Origin of the sequence: Paenibacillus taihuensis (assembly GCF_003386535.1) — a bacterium.
Classification (GTDB): Bacteria; Bacillota; Bacilli; order Paenibacillales; family Paenibacillaceae; genus Paenibacillus_Z; species Paenibacillus_Z taihuensis.
The window spans coordinates 62,866-86,752 of the sequence record NZ_QTTN01000018.1 but is presented as its reverse complement, the minus strand read 5'-3'; the positions used below and the strand labels follow the sequence as shown (position 1 = coordinate 86,752).

The window sequence follows — 23,887 nt, the reverse complement described above, 5'->3', positions numbered from 1 at the left end:
TCCGCTATAGCTATAGTCTAAAGCTCGACCCTGCAGGGTCGGGCTTTTTTTGGCCGAAATTTGTAATTCATCACTCACTCGCAGAGGAATTGCCGTCTGCAACAACCTCCGCGTTCCTCCGATACTCCGTCGGCGTCACGCCCGTAAATTTCTTGAACGTGCGGTTAAATGAACTGAGCGTATTGTAACCGGACTTCAAGGCAACATCTTGAATCTTCAGCTCCGATTGAAGCAGGAGGGCCCAAGCTTGCTTGATGCGGAACTCGTTGACATAGTCCACGAAATTCGCCCCCATCATCTCCTTGAAATACGTCGACAAATACCCGCTCGTAATATTCAGCTTGCTGGCGATAATATCGAGCGACAATTCTTCGCTGAAGTGCTCCTCCATATACCGAAGCGTAAAGCTGATAATCGGATCTTTCGTATCCTTCTTCGATCGAACCAGCCTTCCTGCCTCGCCGATCAGCTCCTCGAAGTATTCGTCGAGCTCTTGGGCCGTATGCCGCTTATCAATCGTCTTGGCTATCCCGCTCAATGATCCGTTGTCGATTTGCAGCCCATGAAGCACGCGCAGCACTTTATCCGTCGTCTCTTCTGCAAACCGATGGAACCTAGAAGCGCTGAGGTTCTTCTTCTTCATCTTGGTCATCATCCGGCGCAGCGCTTGGAGGGCAAGCGTATCGTTCCCCTCTTGCAGATTGACGTTCAACTCGTGCTCCAGAGCGGCGGTAGGCAGCATAGGCTGCGCGTGCACTTCGCCGGCCTGCAGAATATGCGTCGCATCATCGAAAGGTCTCAAGCCGGCTAGCTGCAGCACCTCTTGGTAAGCGCTCGTCATCTCGGACGAGTTCTCGTAATAGGAGCTGACGGCAATGGCAAAGAAACTGTAGGCGCTATCCGTATCTAGTACGGCTTTGATGCGATCCAGCTCAGACCGGAGGCGCGCGTCATCGCCATCGTTCAGATAGACGACGGACAAGATTTGGTTCGTCTCGATCTGAAAAGTTTGAGCGCCTGTCATGGCATGGCCTATCGCTTGAATGAGGTATTCCCGGATATAGGCGACAGTTCGCTCTTCTTGCCCGGCGATCTCATTCCAATAGCGCGCCTTGAAATTCATTTGGAACAGAATGAACCGATAGGGACGGCTATCCGCTTCGAACGCCGCATCGGTTTCTTGATATTCGATACGAATACGCTTCAGCAAATTCATAAGCGAATAATTTCGCAGATGGCTCTGCTTATGCTGGATGCTGCGCTGTGCTTCCTGGTTAGCCTTGATCATATGGCCGATGTTGGCATTAATAAGCTCGAATTCGTTCGCAGTTCCGAGAGCGAAATCTTTGTTTTCGTTCAAGCTCCGTATGGACTCTACGATTTTGCGCACCGGATTATTGAACCGCTTGCTGAACAGCACCGACAGAGCGGCGCTAATCACCACCGTGACGAACAGCAGCACGATAAGCGTGACATTCAGCTTGAGGAGTCGGTTGGATATGCTGCTCCCTGGGATGATATTGACGTAGGTAAGCCCGGTTGTTTTGCCTGTCTGGTAGAAGTAGTAGTTGCCGTTCTGTTTGACCCAGTCCTTCCCGGACGCAAGTTCCGGCAGAGGCTGGCTGGCCGTCAACCCGGACGAATAGAGCAGCTCGCCCTGCGGACTTAGCATATAGAAGTTGTTGTTAATCGATTGATGATAATCGCGATAGAACGAATCGACATCGATAAAGGCGAGAAACTCGTAATCGGGATAAAGCTTGCTGCGGAACAAATAGGGCAGCACATGCTCGGAATTCGCATCCGGACGAGATGCCGTGTCGCTGCTGAAGGAGTCGACTGCATACAGCTTCGAGTCGGAGCCCGCCTTCATCAGCTCCTGCTGCCAGAAGTCGGGCGTATGGCTGCGGCTTACATAGTGCTCGGTGAACATGACGTCGAGACGGTTCCCGCGGCTGTTGTCCAGCACGAAACGATGCTTAACATCGTAAACCAGTACATTTTTCAGATAGAGCTGCGGATTGAGGGTGAGCTTCTGGATATCGTCGATGACGTTTCCGGCAGTGAGGTAATAATGCTTCGACTTCTGCAGTTCACCCAGACTCTTGTCCAAGTAGAGACCGACGAGCGCGCTATTTAACAGGTCAAAATACTTCTCCATTCCATAGGTCGTATGTGTCAGGTTCGCATCGTTATAGGTGATGATTTCACCGTGAATGCTTTGCCTGAACAGACCGAGCGACACGAGATTGAACGATACGAATAAGAAAATGATCGCGATGAAACTCATCATGATCTTCGCGAAGATAGAACGGGTGTTGATTCTTAACTGCATAATCTGCCGCACGAATAGTCCCCTTTTGCTCAAGTGTATGATCCGATTTTCGAAACCTGTGCAATTCTTCGGATATCTTGAATTTTGCATGATTCTAGGCATAAATCGGATATGCCTTTGACAGTAGAACCCATATTATAGCCATAGTTGCAAAAAATCAAGACGCGTCCACTCCGTACAAACAACGCATATAAGGGGGATCATCTTTGAACCACTACAAGCTTACAGGCCATGCCGCAACCACGCCGGCCGTTGCCTCCAGGAAAGGGAGACGCTCTATAGCCTCGGTGGCGGGCAAGCTGTGGAATGAGCGCTATTTGTATCTGCTGCTTCTCCCCGGACTTCTTTACTTTATTATTTACCGGTACGTTCCGATGCTCGGCAACGTCATTGCCTTTCAGGACTTCAGTCCGTTCCAAGGCTTCCTGCACAGTGACTGGGTGGGGTTGAAACACTTTAAGAAGGTCTTCGAGGATCGTGAAGTCATTCGAGTCATTTGGAATACGCTTTATCTTTCTTTCTTGCAGATCGCATTTGCTTTCCCGGTTTCGATAGCGCTTTCACTTATGCTGAACGAAGTTCGGGGTGAACGGTACAAACGGGTCGTTCAATCGCTCGTCTATCTGCCGCACTTCTTGTCTTGGGTCGTCGTTGCCGGGATCGTTACCGTCATGCTCAAGTCGGACGGCATTGTGAACCACTTTCTGCAAACCGGATTTGGCATTCCAGCAATCCCATTCCTGACTGCCCCGCACTGGTTCATGCCGTTAATTGTGCTGGAGGTCATCTGGAAGGAATCCGGCTGGGGGACGATCATCTTCCTTGCCGCTTTGGCTGGCGTCAATCCTCATCTGTATGAGGCAGCCGTCGTCGATGGCGCCAATAAGTGGAGACAGATCTGGCACATTACGCTTCCTTCGATCCGAAGCACGATTATTATTTTGCTCATTCTTCGTCTAGGCAGCGTGCTGGATGTCGGGTTTGAACAGATTTTCCTCATGTTGAACCCGCTGAATAAGGAAATTGGCGATGTGCTCGATACGTACGTGTACTACAAGGGAATACAGAATTCGGATTTCAGCTTTGCAACGGCAGTCGGCTTGTTCAAGTCGCTCGTCGGGCTGATCTTGATCGTCGGTGCCAATAAACTAGCCAAAAGGTTTGGCGAAGAAGGAATCTACTAAGGGGCGAAGCACGTGGTTAAAAATCATACAATACTGGAAAAATTAGGTGGAACGCTAAATGTGGTCCTGCTTGCCTTGGTTGGACTCCTGATGTTGTTCCCGTTCTACTACATGATCGCCACTTCGTTTACTTCGGGAGCGGAGAGCGCGACGAAGACATTTGTGCTGTTTCCGCAGAAATGGGTCACGGACGCGTATCAATACATTTTCAATTCCAGGGTGTTTGTCCGTTCGCTCTTCGTTACGGCCGGCGTTACGGTCGTCGGATCGCTGTTCAGCCTGCTTCTGACCTCAATGATGGCGTATCCGCTCTCGCGTAACATTACCGGTCAACGATTCTTTCTGTTTCTCGTCCTATTTACGTTTGTGTTCGGCGCGGGTATCATTCCTACCTATATGGTGGTGAAAGCAACGCACCTGATTGATTCGTATTGGGCGCTTATTATTCCCGGGGCGATCAATTCGTTTAATCTGATCGTGCTGAGGCAGTTCTTCCTGGGCATCCCGAATGATCTGACGGAGGCTGCGGTGCTCGATGGCGCCAACGACTTGCAAATATTCGCACGCATCATCATGCCGCTGTCCAAGCCTGCGTTAGCTGCTTTCGGCTTGTTCTACGCGGTGACGAGCTGGAACACCTACTTCAACGCGCTCATCTATATTAACGATCCGGACAAATGGACCGTGCAGGTTATTCTGCGGCAGATCGTTATTCTCAGCCAGCGGCTGGACTCCCTGTCGGACGGCCAACAGGCCGCGATTGCACAGGCTGCTCCGCCTGGCGAAACCATTGGCATGGCTGCGATACTAATCGCGACGGTTCCGATTCTCGCACTCTACCCGTTTCTGCAAAAGCACTTCGCGAAAGGGGTGATGCTCGGCTCCGTCAAAGGCTAGCCGGATGCTTCATGCACGAATTGCGAAGGCAAATAGAGGAGGTCAAACGTATGCGAAACAAGCTTGTCTCATCTTTACTTATTGTTGCGTTATTCAGCTCCGTTCTGGCGGCATGTTCTTCTAAAGACAATAGCACCGGCAATGGCAATGCCAGCAGCAATGCCGGTGGCAATAGCAGCGGCAATGAAGCGACTGCAGCTGCCGACAATGCGAAAGACCAGAAGATCTCGATCGATTGGTTCGACGGAACGTGGGAAGATCCGGTTCCGGGTCCGGACAGCGAAGCCGTGAAGAAGATCGACGAGAAGTTCAATGTCGACTTCAAGCCGCAGTACATCCCCTTCGATACGTACGAGGAGAAGCTGGCGGTAAAGATGGCGTCAGGCGACATTCCGGACGTCATCGGCATGGAATCGGTAGACGCGAACTATATGAAATGGGCACAGCAAGGCGCATTCCTGCCGCTGGACGAGTTCCTGAAGCAATATGAATCGACCAAAGCAGTGCCTGATTATGCTTGGGATTCGCTGAAGGTAGACGGAAAGGTGTACGGCATCCCGACCTACTTCTCGCCGAAAGGCGGCAAGAAGCCGGTTATCCGGAAGGACTGGCTGGACAAGCTCCACCTGAAGATGCCTACGAATTATGACGAGCTGAAGCAGGTCATCATCGCATTCACGAAGAATGACCCTGACGGCAACGGCAAAGACGATACAATCGGGCTCGGACTTGCCAAGGGCATTTATTACGACCCTTCGTTCGGTGCGTATTATGGCAACGCGACCTGGTACAACAAGAACGGCAGCGGACAATACATTCCCGGCGCTATAGCGGATGGGAATAAGGAGAAGGTTACCTTCCTCGCAGACCTGCAGAAGCAGGGCATTCTGCAGGCGGACTGGGCTGTGACAGCGTACAAGGATATCTTCAAAGCGTTCAACGCTGGCAAGGTCGGCGTTTGGTATGAGCAGCCTGGCGGCAGCGGAAACAACGGCATTCAGTTCGACGTGCTGAAGCAGAACGCTCCGAGTGCCGAAGTCGTGCCGATTCCGCCGTTCAAGGCTCCGGACGGATCGCAAGGGCTTACCATTAGCGGCAGCTGGTACCGGATGTATATGATTTCTGCCAAACTGAAGGATCAGCCGGAGAAAGTGAAACGGATTCTGGAAATGATCGACTACTTCCACAAGCCGGTGAACTTCGATCAGCGCAATTCGCAGAACGAATACTTCGACTGGCTGTACGGCGGAGAAGGCAAGGGCTACCAGATGGAGAACGGGGCAGCGCAGCCAATCGCAGAGAACCGTTCGAATGTCGCTCCAAGCGCCTATATTACCGATGGCGGCTGGTTCATGAAGGATGAGGATTTATTCGCATTCCCGAAAATGGCCAAAACACCGGCAGAGCAAGCCTTCCAGCAATCGCTCGCGGACTTGCTGCACGGTTCGAAGTTCTACGTTAACCCTACAGGCCGGATTATCTCGCCGATTCTGATGGAGAAGAGCGGAGAGCTGCAAGAGTATATAACAACGGAGACGACCAAGATGATCTTCGGCGAAAGACCGCTGTCCGACTGGGACAAGATGGTCCAGGAGTATTTGGATAAGGGCGGCAAGGACATGATTGACGAGGTGAATAAAGCTCTGGAGGCTAACAAGATCCAGGGTGAATGGAAGTAAGAGATAAGCTAGCGGGACAGCACGGACGACCGTAGGTTCGTGCTGTTCGACTATATACACATTCTTTGGCAAGCGAGGTATAGCGACGATGCCCATATTGACGACTAATAAGCAACAATTCCTGCTGGACGGCGAACCATTTCGCATCTTATCCGGCGCGATTCATTACTTCCGCGTCGTGCCGGAATACTGGAAGGACCGCCTCTGGAAGCTCAAGGAGGGCGGCTTCAATACCGTTGAAACCTATGTCGCGTGGAATATCCACGAGCCTGCCGAAGGGCAGTTCGACTTTGAAGGGATTGCGGACCTGACGCGCTTTATTGAGATTGCCGGCGAGCTTGGCCTGCATGTCATCGTCCGTCCTAGCCCGTATATTTGCGCGGAATGGGAATTCGGCGGACTGCCTGCGTGGCTGCTTGCCGATCCGGGCATGCGCCTGCGCTGCTTGCATCAGCCGTTCCTGGGCAAAGTAGATGCCTACTACGACGTGCTGCTTCCGAAGCTCGTTCCGCTTCTTGCAACGAACGGCGGCCCGATTATCGCGATGCAGATCGAGAACGAATACGGCAGCTACGGCAATGACAAAGCCTATTTAGCCTACCTGGAGCAAGGCATGAAGAGCCGAGGCATCGATGTGCTTCTGTTCACATCCGATGGACCAGGTGACTTTTATCTACAGGGCGGCATGATGGACAGGGTGCTCGCCACCGTTAACTTCGGTTCGCGTTCGAAGGAAGCGTTCGAGAAACTGACCGAATATCAGCAGGACAAGCCGCTCATGTGTATGGAATTCTGGAACGGCTGGTTCGATCACTGGGGCGAGCAGCATCACACGCGTGATTCGGATGACGCTGCGGCCGTGCTGGATGAGATGCTGGCAGCCGGCGCGTCAGTTAATGCGTACATGTATCACGGCGGCACGAACTTCGGGTTCTATAACGGTGCGAATTATGCCGACAACCAGCACCAACCGACGATTACAAGCTACGATTACGATGTGGCGATCAGCGAGTCGGGTGACTTGACGGACAAGTTCTATAAATACCGCGAAGTCATTTCGAAGTATGTCGAGCTTGCACCGCTAAACCTGCCGGAACCGATTATGAAGAAGGCCTATGGCCGCGTCGCCATGACGGAGCAGGCATCATTGTTCGCATCGCTGGACAACCTCTCTGTGCCGGTCAACCGCACTTGTCCGGAACCGATGGAGCAGCTTGGGCAGAATTACGGCTTCATTCTGTACACCACACATGTGATCGGACCGCTTGCGGCTACCCGCCTTAATCTTCAGGACGTCCATGACCGTGCGCTCATCTTCTTGAATGGCGAATACAAAGGCATGATCGAGCGCAATTGCAAGGACCATGACGTGCTGCTGGAAATACCGGCCGAAGGCGCTGAGCTTGAGATTCTAGTGGAAAATATGGGGCGCATCAATTACGGCCCATACTTGAAGGATGCCAAGGGCATTACAGAAGGCGTGCGACTTGGCCCGCAATTCCTCTATCACTGGACGATTCGATCGCTGCCGCTTGATCAGCTGAATGGTCTCGAGTTTCAACCGGAACCATCGAAGTCGCAGCAGGGGCATCCAACGTTCTATCGCGGGCATTTTCAGGTGGACGAACGGGCCGATACCTTCCTTTCACTTCAAGGCTGGACGAAGGGCGTCGTATTCGTAAACGGCTTCAACCTTGGCCGCTATTGGGAAATCGGTCCGCAGCAGACGCTGTACATACCGGCGCCATTATTGCGCGAAGGCAGCAATGAACTCATTATTTTCGAGCAGCATGGCTGTGAACAACCCGAGGTGTCGCTGCAGGATAGCGCATTGCTCGGATAAAGAGATTGCAATCCTATTTACTTGGGGAGATAACGATGAAACAACTTACCGCGATACTGATTGGGGCAGGGGCGAGGGGCGCGAACAGCTATGCGCCGTTTGCGCTGGATTACCCGCATGAATTGAAATTCGTGGCTGTTGCCGAGCCGGATCAGACTCGGCGCGAGCAGTTCGCCCTGAAACACGCGATCCCGGAACAGCAGTGCTATGCATCATGGGAGCAGCTGCTTGCGGGTCCTAAGACGGCCGATATTGCCGTGATTTGCACGCAGGACCGTATGCATTACCATCCGACCATACAGGCTTTGAATAACAAGTATCATGTTCTGCTCGAGAAGCCGATGTCTCCTGATCCGAGAGAATGCTTGGAGATGGAGCAGGCCGCCCGTGACAACAATTGCTTGCTGTCGATCTGCCATGTGCTGCGTTATACGCCGTTCTGGAATACGATCAAGCAAATTTTGCAGGAAGGCCGCATCGGCGAGGTCGCTTCGATCCAATTGAATGAGAACGTGGGCTACTGGCATATCGCGCACAGCTTCGTACGAGGCAACTGGAACAACTCCGCAACGTCGAGCCCGATGATCCTGTCCAAGTCTTGTCACGATATGGACGTCCTTTCCTGGCTGATGGATCAGCCGTGCACGCGCGTGAGCTCCTACGGATCGCTGATGCATTTTAACAGCGCGAATGCGCCTGAAGGCTCCACGGACCGCTGTCTGGACTGCGCGGTCGAGTCGACCTGCCCTTACTCCGCGCCGCGGTTTTACTTGAGCGAGCAGTTCAAAGGCTGGGCGCGCCACTTCACGCCTGAGCTGACGAAAGAAAATATCGTCCAAGGGCTGCGCGACACCAATTATGGGCGCTGCGTATACAGAAGCGATAACAATGTCGTCGATCATCAAGTGGTGAACATGGAGTTTGCGAACGGCGCAACCGCGATGTTCAGCATGAGCGGCTTTACGTTCGACCAGGAGCGTAGAATTCAAATTATGGGGACTCGCGGAGAATTGCGGGGGGAAGATAACGTCATTACCTTATATGACTTCCTAACCCATCAGAAAACCGAGATTACGATTCCTACGCAAATGAGCGGCCATGGCGGCGGGGATGCCGGCATCGTTCGAAGCTTCCTAACGGATGTGCGGAACTACCACGGGCAAGAGACGTTAACTTCGGCTGGCGCTTCCGTGCGCAGTCATCTGATGGCATTCGCCGCGGAAGAGTCGCGGCTGAACGGGGGCAAATCGATCGAGCTTGCCCAGTATGCGGAGGATTTACTTACTCTAAACTGTTAATTCTATAGATTTTTTTCCAGAAATGGATTGAAAGAGAGTGCCGGATGAGGTACTCTCTTTTTTAATGCTCAATCCTAGGTCTGTCCATGAGGTCGGGGTTTTCATTTGATGGTACAATACAATCACTAACAATGACGGATGGGCGATTATGAAGATCGAAATAGGACAACGAAATATCGAAGTACACGTGGCTTACGGAGCCAGAGGCAAGCTCTCGATTCAGATCGAATCGAGCGGGCTCGTAACGGCGAAAGCGCCAAATGGGATGAGCGAGGACATCATTATCCGGGCGGTGAAGAAGCACGAACAGCAGATTACGGCTCGACTGGATGCAATCGAACAAGCACGCCAAGCGCCGGGGCTGCGGGAATATCAAGAGCAGGGCAAGTTTCTGCATCTTGGCCGCTATTGCATGCTGACGGACCTCATTGATGTGACAGGACTGGACGAGGAAGAGCTAAGGCAGCGGCTGAAGAAGTTTTATTTTGCAAGCTGCAAGAAAGTGGTGCTGGAACGGATTCAAGGCTATCAGAAGCAGCTGAAGGTGATGCCGAAGTCGGTCGAGATCGTCGCGTCCGCCACCAAATGGGGAAGCTGCAGCTCGAGTAAGCAGCTCACCTTTAACTATCGCCTAGCTATGGCACCTGTGGAAGTGATTGATTATGTTATCATTCATGAGCTTTGCCACCTTCTTCACATGAATCATGATCGGTCATTCTGGAGAAAAGTCGGGAGCATCATGCCTGACTACAAGGAGAAAGAAGCGTTTCTGGCACGATACGGGCAGGCGATGACACTGTGAAGCGGAGGCTTGAATCATGAGAGAAGAAATCATTATTCAATCAGCAGCAGGTATTGGAGCTGTAATATTGGCGGGCATTGCGGTGTTTCAAATTCTGCTTTTGTTCGGGGCGCCATGGGGCGAATATAGCTGGGGCGGCAAGTACCGTGGCGTTTTGCCGCGCGTGCACCGATGGATGTGCTTGCCGGCTGCGATTCTACTTATCCTCATGGCCTTCGTGTTACTCGTACATACGGATATTCTGGCGGCTGACCTTTTTCCTACGGGTATCTTGGTGTGGGTTATGACGATATTTCTCGGCATCAATACGCTCGGAAACGCGGCGTCGAGAAGCCGAGGGGAGCGGCTTGTAATGACTCCTTTGTCGGGGATTTGTTTACTCTCTTGCTTGCTAGCGGCAATATTTGAATAAATGATCATACCCATGCTCGCTGAATTTGGAACTGGCAGCTTCTAAAATCATAACACCCCAATGGTTATGGGCATCTAACCATCGGGGTGCAGTTCTCCGTTCACGGAAGCTTGTCCGGCCTCTACTCCGGTTTTTGAAGGTTCGTGCTCCGCAGATAATGAACTTTATCCGTATGGATAAAGCTGCAACCCGGAACAAGCGAATTTCGCTTCAATTTAATTGCAAATTGGTTTAACAGCTGACATAATGACGCTCGATCATCTTCATCAATCGAGAATTCAACTCCGTACTGGAACAAGTCCTCTTGAAGCTCCCGGAGCCATACGATTTCACCATAAAGCTTAACCCTAATTCCTATAATTTCGGTTTCAAGCTCCAATATGACTTCGGGATGGACGGACAGCTTAATGAAGGAAAGGAACCGTAAGCCGCCGGGGCCAATATCTTCAATAAGAACATCCGTTTTTCCTAGTTGGAGCGCTTTGCCCTTTAACCGGGCGATGGTCATCGTTGCGCCTAAAGGCGATGGGAGGCTGATTCGGAAATATCGCCGCTGATTTTGAAGAACCCCAGTACTCTGCCCGCTATGAGCATCGGACGGTTCGAGCTTGCCGACTCTTAACTGTTGAGCGAACTGCTCGGCAGGTATGGGTTTGCTGAATAAATAGCCTTGAATTTCATCGCACTGTTGTTTTCGCAGCAATCGCTTCAACGATTTCCTTATCCGGATTGTCCTCGCTTAAGTCCTGAATAAAGTAATGACGCCAACGACTCGGTTGTTCATCATGATCGGGACAGAGGTGCTGTCCACCATAATTCTTCGGCCCGTCCGATGGAAGATGGAGAACCGCGAATTTACGGTTTCGCCTTTGAGCACGTCTTGGAAGGAGCGAAGACCTGTTCCTTATGCTCCGGAAAGACGAAGGAATGAAACGGCTTCTGGCGAACATCTTCTTGCGTATAGCCGCCGCTCTTCAAGGCTGCATCATTGACGTCCAAGACGTTCCCGTCCAAATCAAGGATAAAGGCGGTGTCGCTAAGGTTGGCAAATAATGATTTATAGCTCTCCTGCAAATAGTTGCTGACCGTAATATCCTTGGCTATGCCAAAGATACTGACAACTTGGCCGTCCAACAGATTCGGGATATAGACGATATCTAATTCGACAATGCTGCCTTCCTTATTGGAGGCTGACAAATTGAAGTTCTGAGCCTCGCCTTGCCTGGCTTTGTTGAAATAGTCCATCCTTCTTTGCAGCTGGTCTTCTGTATATAGCTGCGACAGGTTGTTCGATATTTCTTCCGGCGTGTAGCCTAATACTTGAGTGAACGAAGCATTGGCTTCCACGATATTTCCATTGAAATCCAAGTGGTATACAATATCAGGATGGTTGGCAAACAAGGAGCGATAAAAGTAATTCGAGGATATGCTATTCGCCTGATACGCCCCGTCATCTTGCATCCGGTCGTTCAGCTCTTTATTGCTGTTCTCTGCCCCCAATATATTTCCCCCGTTCAATAAAAAATGCCTACTTCGCGAAAAAGTAGGCATGCCAAATAGTTTGTTTATCACAATTTGGGCAACCCAGCCGCCATAGTTGAACTTTAGGCCTGAAGCTTTGCGTCCTCACCTTTCGATGAGTTTGCCTTTATCGGAATTGTCGAATCACATTACGGCAAAACGGTTTACATTGTTTTAAAGTTAAAACAATATTTCATTAAATCGAATGATATTTTCCATTTTAAACGGAATGAATATAGGCGACTGAGATTCTCTTTAGGTTTTCAGTACGAATTATAACATATAAAATGAGAAAGTAGAATTGTATCCATTTGGATAAATAGGTCCGTAGTCTCGAATCGGGGGCGCGTTGCTCAAATACGGAACTTCGCAACCTGGCTCTTCAAGTCCATCGCCAGCTCTTTAATGCCTTCCGCATGCTCGGCCACAGTGGTAGTCGCATCATACTGAGTCGTGCTTGTCGCGAGCACCTCTTCACAGGAAGCTGCAGCTTGCTGGGAAATGGAAGAGAGGTTCACTGTCATGTCTTGGATCCGGTGGCTGCTATTGTTCATGACGTCTGTTTCAGCGGTTAGATGATTTACTTGCTCGGTAAGCTGCTGAACCGCGCTCAATATATGGTGAAACGCACGATTGCTGCTCGCGATCAAGGTCTGCTGGGTATTATAAATCGTTTCAACCTCATTGATCTGATGTACGATTTGATTCATCTTCACGCTGTTATGCTTGACGAGCTCCGTAATGTCCTGCACTTGCAGTTGCACCTGGCCGGACAGCTTCTTCACTTCCGCTGCAACGACGGCGAAGCCTTTGCCCGCCTCGCCGGCCCGCGCCGCTTCAATGGAGGCGTTAAGCGCCAGCAGATTCGTATGGCTCGCGATTTCAGAGATCATGCCGACAATCCGCGAGATCTCCTCGGATTCTTTGTTGTATATTTGAACGTCTCGGACAGCGTCCTTCACATATCGGGCGCTTGCGCTTGTCATATCGGTAAGCTGCTGAATGATTTGGCTGCCATCAAGTCCGAGCTGCTCCGTTCGTTTCGTTTCATCCGCGATAATCGATATGGATTGGGTAACTTGATTGATGCTGGCGGTCATGGTATATGCGATCGAAGCACCATCGGCCAAAGCGTCTGCCTGCGTAATTGCGCCTTCACTAACCTCGTTAACAGATGCCGCCACTTCGCGCGATGATTGCGAGAGCTGCTGGGCCATCGTCGAGATTTGCACCGTCTTATCCTCCAGCTGCAGCGAAGCGTGCTGCACGCTCGACACGATGGATTGCAAGCTCTGCACCATACCATTGAAGCTGGCGGTCAATTCACCGATTTCATCCTTCGACCGCACCTTGGACTGCACGTTCAAATTCCCGTTTTCCACTTCCTTCATGCTCGCTTTTAACGACATGATCGGCTTAATCATCCGATTCGCCAGCACAATTGCAATACAGGCAGCGACCATGATGGCAATGATCAGCACGACAATCGTGAACTGACGCAATCCTGCAAGGTCACTGGATAAGATGGACACCGGGATATACGAAATAAACGCAAACGTATCGTTCATAAAAACATGATAGGCAACCAGTGAATCCTGCTTATCAAACTCGGCGGACTGCGAACCGTCATGCTTGTCGAACACATCGTGGATTAGGTCAGCCTGACTGAGCTGCCCGCCCGTGAATAACTCGTTCGAGTCCCGAGTCACAAGCGCATAGTGGATGGGGCTAGTCTCCACGATACCGATATATTTCTGAAAATCCGGCGCGCCTATTACCATAATTAGCAGTCCGGCCACGGCAGCAGAAGCCTTCGCATTTCGGACTTGGGTGATCAGCAGCAGCTTCTGATTATCGGAGACCCATCGATGCGGCTCTTGGCCTTGCATCGCTTCTTGGAACCACGGCTTGCTCGCGTAGCTGTCCGAAAGATTCGAGCCATAGGAGATCCCGCCGATCGTCTCGTTTCCATAGGCATGGATGGAAGTGATGAAGGGAACGTCAGCGATTTTATCAACGATATATTTATTAATATCTTTCAGTACCGGCGTTCTCGCGGTTTCATCGTTATACTGCTCGGGGTGCTGGAGCAGATTTTGCGTGCCGGAGTTATTCATAATCTGAAAAGAAATGTTCTGCAGCTGCTTCATCGTCCGATTCAAATTATCGCTAATAATACTGTTCTCGTTAGCGACGAATTGGCGGGAATTCTCCTGTATAATGCCGGATGACTTCTTGTAGGCGATGGCGTTCACGGCCGAGAGGGAGGCTATGAGAACGATAACCATCACGAGTGCCAGCTTAGTCCTTAGCGAACGGAATTGGAATGCGAATGAGAGTGTGGATGTAGTTGTTGAAGTGGATGCGGCCGGAAATCGTTTCGTCGGTTTCTGTATCATGGCGGTTTTCTCCTTTTGTAGGTGGAGATTTGAAAGCGCTTTATTTTATTAATCATAGTAGCTCCGCCATGCGCGTACAATTGCAATCATCTGTAGAAAATTGGGGTTTCCTAGAAAATATTGTTATCGGAGCGCCGGCTTGTAACCGAGGCCCCTTGTTGCCCGTATGAAGAGATAACGAACAGAGTCGTGAACGACATCACATCATGTGGAACTGGGGGAGAGGCCAACGATGGAAGCCTTAAAGGTTAACGCCGATAACGGATATCGGCGAGCGGAGCAGAAGGCTGCCCGCTATTTCGAAACATTGCACAAACAGATCATGCAGCAGGCACATGTGCCTGCCCTAACAAACGCGCTCCAGCAGTGGAAACGAGCGCATACCCGCCGACGTGTGTGGTGGTCGCTGTTCCCGAAGGCGCGCAGAGGGCCGGCCGCGAGCGACGGTCATCGCTATATCCAGTGGCTGCAGCATAGCGGCAAGCTGGATGATTACTTGGAGCGAAGCGTGTCCTATATGTACATGAGGGACTTGGGGAGATCGGTCGGTTCAGCGGATACGCAGGCGAGGATAAAACGGACAGCAGAGGATATCAAGCGCAAGCTGCAGCACGCAGCGGGGGAGAGCGAGAAGTCGGAGCTGCTCAGTCTGGCGAGTCTGTATCGGTGGGCGCAGAAGGAGTCCGTCGAGACGGCTGTGATCTGGGTTATCGGCAAGCTGAAGCGGGTAGCGGCTCATATTCCGGAAGGAATGAGCGCCGAGCATGCGCAGCGCAAGCTGATCAAGATTATTCTTGGCGTCGTGCTGCATGCACTCGAAGAGATGACAGGGCATGAAGCTTCGGCGGAGCGTGCGCGGAAGCTGGACGAAGCGATCCGGTTAGGGTATTGCTACGGACTGACGTACCCGTTCATAGACGATATTCTGGATGCGCAGGTGCTGACCGATCACGAGAAAATCCAATATACGCAGATGATTCGGACGACACTGCTGACAGGCGTGGTACCGGCTGCGGTCGAGTGGAAGGGAGCCAATCGAGCGCTGCTGCACTATGCGCAGGCGGAGCTGCAGGAAGCGTTCGCGACCATTAAGCGGAATCAGCCTCCATCGAGGCAGGCTGCGTTTCTTGAGCAGGCATTTGTGTTCTTTCAATCGCAGGAACTGGATAGAGCCAAAGATATATCCGACGCCACTTACACGAATGAAGACCTGTATGTACCGATTATTTTGAAATCTGCCTCTTCACGGCTGCTTGCTCGTTCTGTCCTTGCAGCCCAGCATGACGAGGCATTTGAACAGCATACGTTCTTCTACGGCATCTATAACCAGCTGGCGGATGATTTTGCAGATATGGAGTCCGATCGGGAGGACGGCGCGGTGACGCCGTACACCTACTATTTGACACATCGTGAGCAGCGCCCGGACCTTATTAATCCGTACGAGTTATATTGGACGGTCATATTCCATCTCATCCAGCATGTCTATCAGGCTGACGATCAAGCGCGCGAGATTATTCTCGACCGGGCCATAAATGGGCTCAGACGATGCAAAGAGCGGATTGGCGCAGAGAAGTACGATAGCCTGATGAAGCAATTCGCCTTCGGCAGCACGGCGTTCAACCGTCTTATTCAGGAGATGGTGGATAAGGCGGAAAATGTGGACTTCTTCGATAAGCTTCTGCGGGACCGGCTCGTTGGCATGCTGCGCGACAATCAGAAGCTGGGGCGCGAGTTCCAAGAAACCGTGCACGAGGCTCGGGAGCAGATCAACGGCGCTTTGCCGATTGCGAAGTCGGATGGACTTCTGCCGATGAAGGAGCTATTAATTGATGCGGCTAACTACAGCCTGGCCGGAGACGGGAAGCGGCTTCGCCCGATTATGACCTGGGTGATGGGCGTCCAGCATTACGGGCTGCCGGCTTCCGCGCTTGTCCCATTGCTGCGATCGCTGGAGTACATGCACACGGCTTCGCTAATCTTCGATGATCTGCCTACGCAAGATAACGCGCCAACGCGAAGAGGGAGGCTTGCGCTTCACGAGCTGCATAACAGCGCGACTGCGGAGCTGACAGGCTTGCTCTTAATCCAGCGCGCGACGCAGGAACAGGCTTCGCTCGAGCAGTTCGACGCGGAATCAGTGCTCGCCTTGATCCGCTATTCGGCGGGCGCGGCTGAAGAGATGTGCGCCGGTCAGGCGATGGACTTGGCATCGAAAGGCAAGCAGCTGTCGCTCGAGGAGCTGAACGCGATCTGCTTCCACAAGACCGGTCTCGCGTTCGAAGCAGCCTTAATGATGCCAGCCATCCTCGCCCGAGCCAGCGAGCTGGAGACTGCAGCGCTGAAGGCGTTCGCGTATCATGCGGGAATCGCGTTCCAGATCAAGGACGACCTGCTGGACGCGGAAGGCGAGGCGCATGTACTTGGGAAGCCCGTCATGCAGGACGCGGCGAACAATACATCGACCTTCGTTACCGTTCTTGGCCTAGAGGGTGCGCGCAAGGAAATGTGGGCGCATTACTGTCAGGCCATAGAAGCCCTCGGTCAACTGCCGCGGCGATGTGATTTTCTGAAGCATGTATTGGATTATATGATTAACCGGGAGCGTTAACCGAGGTAGAGGTAATTGTTCATGTAAATGTAGATGTAAATGTAGATGTAGATGTAGAGGATGTAGAAGCAGATCCACAACCGCACAGGTTGTGGATCTTTTTTTGCATTGGAATTTCCAAAAGCTTTCAAATCAACTCTTTACAGACCGTCGGTCGGTATGGTATATTTCGTCTCGAAGAAACCGACTGCCGGTCTGTAAGCCCGGTCAACGAAGGGACGTAGCAGCTATGACCACAATGAGATCAAGCTTTCACACGATAATGGATGCCGCAGAGGCGCTGATTCAAGAGAAAGGATGCAGACAGACGACGCTCCAGGATATCATCCAGCATACAGGAATGTCCAAAGGCGCCATCTATCACTATGTCTCCAGCAAAGATGAATTATTCGGACTTGTGCTCAAGTCGCGCGTTGAGCAGATTAATGCCCGGTTCTCGGAGATTGTCACGAACCCGAATATGTCCGGACTTGGCAATCCGCTGCAGCTCATCGCCGAAGGGATGGTCCGTTCAACGAGCCATCAGGACGTAACGAACAAGATCTTCATCTACTTGCTCAGTCAGATGGACAATGCCAAGGTCGAGGCGCTCGTGAAGGAGATCTACCGCTACACGCTCGAGATTTGCACGAACTGGATTGAGGTCGGCAAGATGTATAAGGTCATTCCCGCGGAGGCCGATGGATCGAAGATTGCGGAGATGCTCGTCATGTTCATGTACGGCTTGCGTGTGCAGAATACCATCCTGCAGGAGCAAAGCCGGATGACGGTACAGGACCTGATTTCGTTTATGACCAAAGCTTTAAGTTAAAGGAGGGCATGGTTAGCATGCTGAGTAGAAAGATCATTTTACCCGCGATTTATGTGTGTTCCTATTTGTTTACCTTCTATGTGGTGCTCCAGTATATCGTCTATAAGCCAAGTCAGGCGGGAATGGTGTCCGCCAAGCTGGATGACAGCTCGTTCCCTTACGCAGTATGGAAGCTGTTCTTCTACCCTCACATTCTGCTCGGCATTGCCGCGCTGCTCCTTGGTGCTTACCAGCTGACGCGGCGAAGCCGCCGAAATCCGGTGATGCACAAGAGGCTGGGCAGAATCTATGGAATTGCGATTTTGATCAACGTGCTTGTCGTCCCTTATATCTCGCTCTACGCGACCGGGGGCAGGCCGTCGACCATCGCATTTCTAGTCTTGGATGTGTTCTGGCTGGGAACGACGGCCATCGGCATCAGATTCATTATGAACAAGAATGTGCGCCAACACAGGCAGTGGATGCTTCGCAGCTACGCCATCACCTTCGTATTCGTCACCTTTCGTATTGTTCTGGGGATTATCCAATTCACAATCGATGCACCTATGAGCTTCACGTTCCCCCTCGCTGTCTATCTTTCCATTGCGCTGAACCTGACTCTCACCGAACTGTATCTCACCAAACGCGGCCGCAAAGCCTCTCAACCTATTGAAGGAGTGGTTTAGTGTGTTCAAACGTCTATATGTCATCTTTACACTTTTAATTAACGGGGTTGTGCCCTGGGCCTTATATGTTTGGTTGTCCGATTATATGAGCAGCTTGGCCGCGCTATCCGTTGCGACGCTAATTCCGCTGATCGACAATTTGATTTATCTGGCAAAGCACCGCAAGCTCGATGCATTCGGTTCCCTGATGCTATTCACCTTCGTTCTTACCATTGCACTTGTACTGATAGGCGGCAGCGAGAAGATACTACTCGTCCGTGAATCGCTCATTACCGCGGGTGTCGGAATCGTGTTTCTCGGCTCCTTGTTCTTCACTCGGCCGATTATGTACCATCTGGCTACGCGCTTCGTTGCGGGGAATGATTTTCCGAATAGCTGGGGATATGCGTACTTTCGTTTCGTCATGCGTCTGATGACCACCGTTTGGGGGATTATGCTGACGGGGGAGGCGGCCGTTCGGGTCTATATGGTCTACCGTCTATCGACGGAGAGATATTTGGCGCTTTCCAACATTGTGCTCTATGGCTTCATTGGCGCTGCCGTGCTATGGACGGTCGCGTATCGCCGCCATTCTGCAGCCAAGTTTCTTCAAATCAAGCAGAACAGAGCCTTATAGACGAGGGGAGTGCAAAATGGTCATCGTCCCGTTATCCCAAGAAGACAGGAAGAGCCTCATGCAGCTGTATCGCGAGGTCACGTTAAGTCTCAACCGAACGGGTATCCGTCAGTGGGATTGGTTCTATCCGAACCGATTTGTCATTGGTCGCGATATGAAGAGAGGAACATTATTCGGCATCCGCGATGGGCAGCGGGTCATTGGCGCAGTCGTTGTGGACCGCCGGCAAAGCAGCAGGTACGCGCCTTTGCTGTGGAGCGATCGAGCGGGGGAGCCCGCATGCATTCACCGGCTTGCGGTACACCCATCCTATCAGGGGCAAGGAATCGGCAAGAGACTGCTGCAGTTCGCCGAGCAGCATGCGCAGCAGTCGGGCGGTACGAGTATCCGTCTCGATGTATACACCGGTAATCCAGGCGCGGTCGGCATGTACCGGCGGGCGGGATATGCCGAGATCGGCAGGATCAGCTTTCCGATGCGGAAGGTACCTTATCTTTGTTTCGAGAAGCTGCTCTGAGGCTAACTCTGGATAGAGACTCTATCCTTGAACAAGCGCCTGAACTTAATGAACGAAACAATTCTCCATGGAACGAGATAGCCCATTGCAACCATGACGAAGAGCGCCATGAGGTTCTGAGGATTCATATCGGAAAATTGCTGGCGAAGCGCGAACCGAACGATTACGATGCCTACGAATGCTGCGATAAATCCCCAGTTCTTCTGCGTATAGATCTGATCGTCCGCTCTCACTTCATAGTTGGTTGTCCAGATGAGCGGAATCGAGAAGATGACCCCAAGCCCGAAAGCTCCGGCAAAAGCCCAAGCAGGCTCGTTCACATCCGGATTGAAAAATAAGGTAACCGCAGGAATCATAAACAATAACGGGACCAAGATGCGATAGCCGTTTCCCCGAACAGGCCGATACATGCTTCTTGTTCTTCGCCACAACACCAGGACTGCGATTGCGGCAATCATGACATAAATAGGAGCTCCATTCATTCCAAACACCTCTTATCGTTTGCTATCCTATATTTTAATGGCTATCATTTGTAATTTGGTTGCCATTTTTACATATTTAAGGATAACTTCATATTTGAGAGAAGAAGCTTGTTTTTCTAGCTCATTCGATCGCCGCTCTCTAGCTGGAAACTAATAGCTGGCCCTTTTTTCGCTCCTAGAGTAGGCTTATCCCGAGAAACGTGGTAAAATAGCTTGGTTATGAAGTCATTTGTTTTGGCGGATAGAAAGGGTCTAACATCAATGGATTTAGCAATTAGAACGAAACTGAGCGATATGTTGTCGGCACTGACCAAGGATCGCCTGAATCAAATTGCCGCAGCATGTGAACTTGCTGGCCGTTCGAAGCTGAAGAAGCAGGAGCTCGCGGATGCTCTCGTTCAGCTCCTCACTGATGCTGAATTTGCGCAAGCGAATCTGCTACACCAAGGCATGCCGGAAGAGATCCGGGAACTGCTGGGCAGTGAACCGGTCGCAGAGGCGCCTAAAGCGACTCAGGAGCAGCCGCAAGAACCCCAAGCGACACAAGCAGAGTCTCCAGCAGCTAAGCCTGCAGCACGCGTTGCAAGCCCGATTAGCGCTTCCTACAGAAGAACGATCACAGCGCCTCGCCGTCCGGTGACCTCTGTCAAGATTGGCAGAAACGAGCCGTGCCCGTGCGGAAGCGGGAAGAAATATAAGAAATGCTGCTTGCTTGTAAGCTAAGCACCGCCAAGACCACATCCTGTTGGATGTGGTCTTTTTGCTCTTTTTGCTTCAGATATATATTTTTTTAAACAATTGACGAACCTGTGAACTCCTCTTAATATATATAAAAAGCATGTTAGCGTTCACAAGGGATTCTGCTAGAGTTAGACTTTGTTGCTGTTTGGCGATAAAGCACTGCAGTTTTTCAGGGCAGAGGCATAGCTTTACACACGAGAGGGGAAAGAAGCAATATGAGAAAATGGTCTATATTCGTACTTGTATGTTCTATCGTTCTAGTAATCGTGGGTTGTGGCAGCAAGAAAGAAGAGACGAACAACACCGCTGCGGCAGGGAATAACACAACAGCCAACTCGAATGCTCCGGCTGCTGCCGAAAATGACACGCCAGCGGAAAAATCGTACAAAATCGCAATTTCTCAGATCGTTGAACATCCGTCTCTTGATGCGACGCGCGAAGGTTTCTTGGCAGCGCTGAAAGATGCAGGCATTGAAGAAGGCAAGAACTTGACGGTTGATTTCAACAACGCGCAGGGCGACTCGTCGAACAACCTGTCCATCGCTCAGAAAATCGCGGCAGACAAGAACGATCTTGTCTTTGCGATCGCAACGCCATCGGCGCAAGCCGTGGTACAGCAAGTGAAGGATACGCCGGTCGTGTTCGCAGCCGTTACGGATCCATTGGCAGCGAAGATCGTCAGCAACCTGGACGCACCGGGCGGCAACGTTACTGGCGCATCGGATACGAACCCTGCGGCGACAACGCAGCTAGTTGACTTCATCGCGGCAAACTTCCCGAATGTAAAGACACTCGGTCTTATCATCAACGAAGGTGAAGAGAACGCGGTCGTTATGTCCAAGATGGCAGAAGAAGCATTGGCGAAGCATAACATCAAGCTCGTGAAGGCAGCTGTAACGAACACGTCTGAAGTGAAGCAAGCAGCGGAATCGCTGGTTGGCCGCGCCGATGCATTCTACATTACGCTCGACAACATGGTCGTTAGCGGCGTAGATTCGATTATCCAAGTCGCACAGAAGAATAAAATTCCGTTCTTCTCCTCGGACCGTGACACGGTAGAGAAAGGCGCTTTCGCAACGGTCGGCTTCAAATATTATGATCACGGCTATCAAGCAGGTCAGATGGCTGTAGATATTCTCAAGAACGGCAAAAAACCAGGCGAGATCAAAGTAAGCATGCAGGAGAAGCTGGATCTGATCCTCAACCTGAAAGCGGCCGAATCGCTCGGTATTACAGTGACGGACGACATGAAGAAGGCCGTTCAGGACCAAGCACAAGATATTATCCAGTAATCAGTATCAGTAATCGTCTGGAGGTTCACCCATGCATGCTATCTGGAATTCCATCCCTGGAGCTATTGAGCTAGGCTTGCTATACGCCCTCATGGCACTCGGCGTTTACATCACGTTCCGCATTCTCGATTTTCCCGATCTTACGGTGGATGGGAGCTTCACAACCGGGGGAGCCATCGCAGCGACGATGATTACCCACGGTGCATCACCTTGGCTTGCTACCATCGCTGCTTGTCTCGGCGGCTGTGCGGCAGGGGCTGTTACTGGCCTGCTGCATACGAAGGGCCGGATCAACGGACTGTTATCGGGTATTCTCATGATGATCGCGCTCTATTCCATTAATCTTCGGATTATGGGACGTCCGAACATTTCGCTGCTTGGCGAGGGAACGATATTTAATTCGCTCTCCATTCTTGCCTTCATGGTTGGCGTCGTGCTCGTCATCGTGGTGCTGCTGAACTTGTTCCTGAAGACAGATCTCGGCCTTGCGCTGCGGGCAACGGGCGACAATGCGCGCATGATCCGCAGCTTCGGCGCACATACCGATCATACGATTATTCTCGGCATCAGCTTGTCGAACGGCTTGGTCGCGCTATCCGGCGCGCTCGTCGCTCAACAGGCGGGTTACGCGGATAACTCGATGGGGATCGGGATGATCGTCATCGGTCTTGCTTCCGTTATTATCGGGGAAGCGATTCTAGGCGCGAGAACGATTCTGTGGGCGACACTTGCCGCTGTGTTCGGCTCGGTCGTGTACCGGATCGTCGTTGCGATGGCGCTGCAGGTCAGCTGGCTGGACGCATCCGACCTAAAGATCATTACAGCCGTTATCGTTATCGTAGCGCTCATTATTCCAACGGCTCAGCGGTCTTGGAAGCAGAAGCACGCTGCGCGCAAACGCTCTGCGGAATTGGCCGACATGCTTACGGCTGCGGGAGGTGAGCGCTAATGCTGGAGCTGTCTAAAGTGTCCAAGCTCTTCTTCCCTGGTACGCCGGATGAGAAGGCGGCGCTCATCGGCATTAACCTGACGCTGAAGCCGGGCGATTTCGTAACGGTAATCGGAAGTAACGGCGCGGGAAAATCGACGCTGATGAACATTATCTCCGGCGTCGTAACTCCGGATTCAGGCGATGTGCGCATCGGCGGCAATGTGGTGTCGGAGCTGCCGGAATACAAGCGGGGCCGCTGGATCGGCCGCGTCTTCCAGGATCCGATGGCGGGTACTGCGCCGCATCTGACGATCGAGGAGAACTTGGCGATTGCGTATGTGCGCGGCAAGAAGCGCGGACTTAGCTTTGGCATTACGCGCTCGAAGCGGGCGTTCTTCCAAGAGCAGCTGAAGAAGCTGGGCATCGGCCTCGATACGCGGCTGAGAGCGAAGGTCGGGCAGCTGTCCGGAGGGGAGCGCCAGGCGCTCAGCCTGCTGATGGCGACGTTCACCGAGCCGCAGATCCTGCTGCTCGACGAGCATACCGCAGCGCTTGACCCGGCGAGAGCCGAGCTTATTACGCGCCTGACGGAGAGCATCGTACGCGAAATGAAGCTAACGACGTTAATGGTCACGCACAACATGGAGCAAGCGATTCGCCTCGGCAACCGTCTCATTATGATGGACAAGGGCCGTATCATTCTCGATATCGACGAGGAGCGGAAGAAGGGCCTGACGGTCGAGCAGCTGCTTCGCGAGTTCGAGAATATTAGCGGTCATAAGATGGCGGACGACCGTGTCGTATTCGGTTAATCGTAACCGGAGGAAATAGTTAAGACGAAGGCTGTCTGGGCG

The 23,887-nt window shown here is 51.9% G+C and carries 21 protein-coding genes and 1 riboswitch; of the genes, 16 read left to right on the top strand and 5 right to left on the bottom strand.

The genetic code is table 11. From position 1 onward, the window contains the following. Positions 1 to 70 precede the first annotated feature (70 nt). Positions 71 to 2,347, bottom strand: coding sequence for a helix-turn-helix domain-containing protein (locus A8990_RS16055; RefSeq protein WP_181909606.1), 2,277 nt, complete (start codon positions 2,345 to 2,347; stop codon positions 71 to 73). A 266-nt stretch (positions 2,348 to 2,613) separates the two neighbouring features. Here A8990_RS16055 and A8990_RS16050 point away from each other — a divergent pair, with 266 nt between their 5' ends. The 7 genes from A8990_RS16050 to A8990_RS16020 all read left to right on the top strand — a co-directional run bounded on the left by A8990_RS16050 (position 2,614) and on the right by A8990_RS16020 (position 10,450). Continuing rightward, complete coding sequence (locus tag A8990_RS16050; RefSeq protein WP_116190109.1) at positions 2,614 to 3,519, top strand: ABC transporter permease; 906 nt, start codon at positions 2,614 to 2,616, stop codon at positions 3,517 to 3,519. A 60-nt stretch (positions 3,520 to 3,579) separates the two neighbouring features. After that, positions 3,580 to 4,416, top strand: coding sequence for a carbohydrate ABC transporter permease (locus tag A8990_RS16045; RefSeq protein ID WP_425463911.1), 837 nt, complete (start codon positions 3,580 to 3,582; stop codon positions 4,414 to 4,416). 50 nt (positions 4,417 to 4,466) lie between these two features. Further along, a complete protein-coding gene (locus A8990_RS16040; RefSeq protein WP_116190054.1) occupies positions 4,467 to 6,095 on the top strand; it encodes an extracellular solute-binding protein in 1,629 nt (542 codons plus the stop codon). 88 nt (positions 6,096 to 6,183) lie between these two features. Next, positions 6,184 to 7,938, top strand: coding sequence for a glycoside hydrolase family 35 protein (locus A8990_RS16035; RefSeq protein ID WP_116190053.1), 1,755 nt, complete (start codon positions 6,184 to 6,186; stop codon positions 7,936 to 7,938). A 35-nt stretch (positions 7,939 to 7,973) separates the two neighbouring features. Beyond that, positions 7,974 to 9,236 (top strand): Gfo/Idh/MocA family protein, encoded by a 1,263-nt coding sequence (locus A8990_RS16030; RefSeq protein WP_116190052.1) that lies wholly within the window; start codon positions 7,974 to 7,976, stop codon positions 9,234 to 9,236. A 148-nt stretch (positions 9,237 to 9,384) separates the two neighbouring features. Further along, a complete protein-coding gene (locus A8990_RS16025; protein WP_116190051.1) occupies positions 9,385 to 10,038 on the top strand; it encodes a M48 family metallopeptidase in 654 nt (217 codons plus the stop codon). Between the two features lie 16 nt (positions 10,039 to 10,054). Further along, the gene (locus A8990_RS16020) at positions 10,055 to 10,450 is read left to right on the top strand and encodes a hypothetical protein (RefSeq protein WP_116190050.1); all 396 of its coding nucleotides are present in this window, start codon (positions 10,055 to 10,057) and stop codon (positions 10,448 to 10,450) included. 121 nt (positions 10,451 to 10,571) lie between these two features. On the opposite strand, the gene A8990_RS16015 is transcribed toward A8990_RS16020, so the two are convergent. The 3 genes from A8990_RS16015 to A8990_RS16005 form a co-directional block, all read right to left on the bottom strand. Further along, entirely contained in the window at positions 10,572 to 11,162 is a 591-nt protein-coding gene (locus A8990_RS16015) for a PilZ domain-containing protein (RefSeq protein WP_147306819.1), read from the bottom strand. A gap of 143 nt (positions 11,163 to 11,305) precedes the next feature. Continuing rightward, entirely contained in the window at positions 11,306 to 11,950 is a 645-nt protein-coding gene (locus A8990_RS16010) for a PAS domain-containing protein (protein ID WP_181909604.1), read from the bottom strand. A 75-nt stretch (positions 11,951 to 12,025) separates the two neighbouring features. Further along, positions 12,026 to 12,107: riboswitch (cyclic di-GMP riboswitch) on the bottom strand. Positions 12,108 to 12,324: 217 nt separating this feature from the next. After that, positions 12,325 to 14,370, bottom strand: a complete 2,046-nt coding sequence (locus A8990_RS16005; RefSeq protein ID WP_116190048.1) for a methyl-accepting chemotaxis protein — start codon at positions 14,368 to 14,370, stop codon at positions 12,325 to 12,327. A 232-nt stretch (positions 14,371 to 14,602) separates the two neighbouring features. On the opposite strand from A8990_RS16005, the gene A8990_RS16000 reads away from it, so the two are divergent. From A8990_RS16000 to A8990_RS15980, 5 genes are all read left to right on the top strand, one after another. Further along, positions 14,603 to 16,978 carry a polyprenyl synthetase family protein gene (locus A8990_RS16000; protein WP_116190047.1) on the top strand — a complete coding sequence of 792 codons (2,376 nt, stop codon included), beginning with the start codon at positions 14,603 to 14,605 and terminating at the stop codon, positions 16,976 to 16,978. A gap of 229 nt (positions 16,979 to 17,207) precedes the next feature. Further along, complete coding sequence (locus A8990_RS15995; RefSeq protein ID WP_116190046.1) at positions 17,208 to 17,789, top strand: TetR/AcrR family transcriptional regulator; 582 nt, start codon at positions 17,208 to 17,210, stop codon at positions 17,787 to 17,789. 17 nt (positions 17,790 to 17,806) lie between these two features. Further along, positions 17,807 to 18,454: a DUF2306 domain-containing protein gene (locus A8990_RS15990; protein WP_181909603.1), complete on the top strand. Its 648-nt coding sequence runs from the start codon at positions 17,807 to 17,809 to the stop codon at positions 18,452 to 18,454. A gap of 1 nt (position 18,455) precedes the next feature. Further along, the gene (locus A8990_RS15985) at positions 18,456 to 19,070 is read left to right on the top strand and encodes a VC0807 family protein (protein WP_116190044.1); all 615 of its coding nucleotides are present in this window, start codon (positions 18,456 to 18,458) and stop codon (positions 19,068 to 19,070) included. A gap of 16 nt (positions 19,071 to 19,086) precedes the next feature. Continuing rightward, on the top strand, positions 19,087 to 19,587 hold the full coding sequence (locus tag A8990_RS15980) for a GNAT family N-acetyltransferase (protein ID WP_116190043.1): 501 nt from the start codon (positions 19,087 to 19,089) through the stop codon (positions 19,585 to 19,587). Positions 19,588 to 19,589: 2 nt separating this feature from the next. Here the strand turns inward: A8990_RS15980 and A8990_RS15975 are convergent, their stop codons facing one another. Continuing rightward, positions 19,590 to 20,069: a CcdC family protein gene (locus A8990_RS15975; protein WP_116190042.1), complete on the bottom strand. Its 480-nt coding sequence runs from the start codon at positions 20,067 to 20,069 to the stop codon at positions 19,590 to 19,592. Positions 20,070 to 20,330: 261 nt separating this feature from the next. Here A8990_RS15975 and A8990_RS32150 point away from each other — a divergent pair, with 261 nt between their 5' ends. The 4 genes from A8990_RS32150 to A8990_RS15955 all read left to right on the top strand — a co-directional run bounded on the left by A8990_RS32150 (position 20,331) and on the right by A8990_RS15955 (position 23,845). After that, on the top strand, positions 20,331 to 20,792 hold the full coding sequence (locus tag A8990_RS32150; RefSeq protein ID WP_245996053.1) for an SEC-C metal-binding domain-containing protein: 462 nt from the start codon (positions 20,331 to 20,333) through the stop codon (positions 20,790 to 20,792). 233 nt (positions 20,793 to 21,025) lie between these two features. Next, complete coding sequence (locus A8990_RS15965) at positions 21,026 to 22,102, top strand: ABC transporter substrate-binding protein (RefSeq protein WP_116190041.1); 1,077 nt, start codon at positions 21,026 to 21,028, stop codon at positions 22,100 to 22,102. A 31-nt stretch (positions 22,103 to 22,133) separates the two neighbouring features. Further along, positions 22,134 to 23,051: an ABC transporter permease gene (locus A8990_RS15960; RefSeq protein WP_116190040.1), complete on the top strand. Its 918-nt coding sequence runs from the start codon at positions 22,134 to 22,136 to the stop codon at positions 23,049 to 23,051. Beyond that, positions 23,051 to 23,845: an ABC transporter ATP-binding protein gene (locus A8990_RS15955; RefSeq protein WP_116190039.1), complete on the top strand. Its 795-nt coding sequence runs from the start codon at positions 23,051 to 23,053 to the stop codon at positions 23,843 to 23,845. The genes A8990_RS15960 and A8990_RS15955 overlap by 1 nt, the downstream gene beginning before the upstream one ends. The last annotated feature ends 42 nt before the right edge of the window (positions 23,846 to 23,887 follow it).

What these genes read in the sequence shown, in the direction of transcription:
- A8990_RS15995 (WP_116190046.1), top strand. Translation starts at nt 17,208, where the DNA reads ATGACCACAATGAGATCAAGCTTTCACACGATAATGGATGCCGCAGAG.
- A8990_RS16035 (WP_116190053.1), top strand. Translation starts at nt 6,184, where the DNA reads ATGCCCATATTGACGACTAATAAGCAACAATTCCTGCTGGACGGCGAA.
- A8990_RS15980 (WP_116190043.1), top strand. Translation starts at nt 19,087, where the DNA reads ATGGTCATCGTCCCGTTATCCCAAGAAGACAGGAAGAGCCTCATGCAG.
- A8990_RS16020 (WP_116190050.1), top strand. Translation starts at nt 10,055, where the DNA reads ATGAGAGAAGAAATCATTATTCAATCAGCAGCAGGTATTGGAGCTGTA.
- A8990_RS15955 (WP_116190039.1), top strand. Translation starts at nt 23,051, where the DNA reads ATGCTGGAGCTGTCTAAAGTGTCCAAGCTCTTCTTCCCTGGTACGCCG.
- A8990_RS16025 (WP_116190051.1), top strand. Translation starts at nt 9,385, where the DNA reads ATGAAGATCGAAATAGGACAACGAAATATCGAAGTACACGTGGCTTAC.
- A8990_RS15990 (WP_181909603.1), top strand. Translation starts at nt 17,807, where the DNA reads ATGCTGAGTAGAAAGATCATTTTACCCGCGATTTATGTGTGTTCCTAT.
- A8990_RS16040 (WP_116190054.1), top strand. Translation starts at nt 4,467, where the DNA reads ATGCGAAACAAGCTTGTCTCATCTTTACTTATTGTTGCGTTATTCAGC.
- A8990_RS16030 (WP_116190052.1), top strand. Translation starts at nt 7,974, where the DNA reads ATGAAACAACTTACCGCGATACTGATTGGGGCAGGGGCGAGGGGCGCG.
- A8990_RS15975 (WP_116190042.1), bottom strand. Translation starts at nt 20,069, where the DNA reads ATGAATGGAGCTCCTATTTATGTCATGATTGCCGCAATCGCAGTCCTG.
- A8990_RS16005 (WP_116190048.1), bottom strand. Translation starts at nt 14,370, where the DNA reads ATGATACAGAAACCGACGAAACGATTTCCGGCCGCATCCACTTCAACA.
- A8990_RS16000 (WP_116190047.1), top strand. Translation starts at nt 14,603, where the DNA reads ATGGAAGCCTTAAAGGTTAACGCCGATAACGGATATCGGCGAGCGGAG.
- A8990_RS32150 (WP_245996053.1), top strand. Translation starts at nt 20,331, where the DNA reads ATGGATTTAGCAATTAGAACGAAACTGAGCGATATGTTGTCGGCACTG.
- A8990_RS15960 (WP_116190040.1), top strand. Translation starts at nt 22,134, where the DNA reads ATGCATGCTATCTGGAATTCCATCCCTGGAGCTATTGAGCTAGGCTTG.
- A8990_RS15965 (WP_116190041.1), top strand. Translation starts at nt 21,026, where the DNA reads ATGAGAAAATGGTCTATATTCGTACTTGTATGTTCTATCGTTCTAGTA.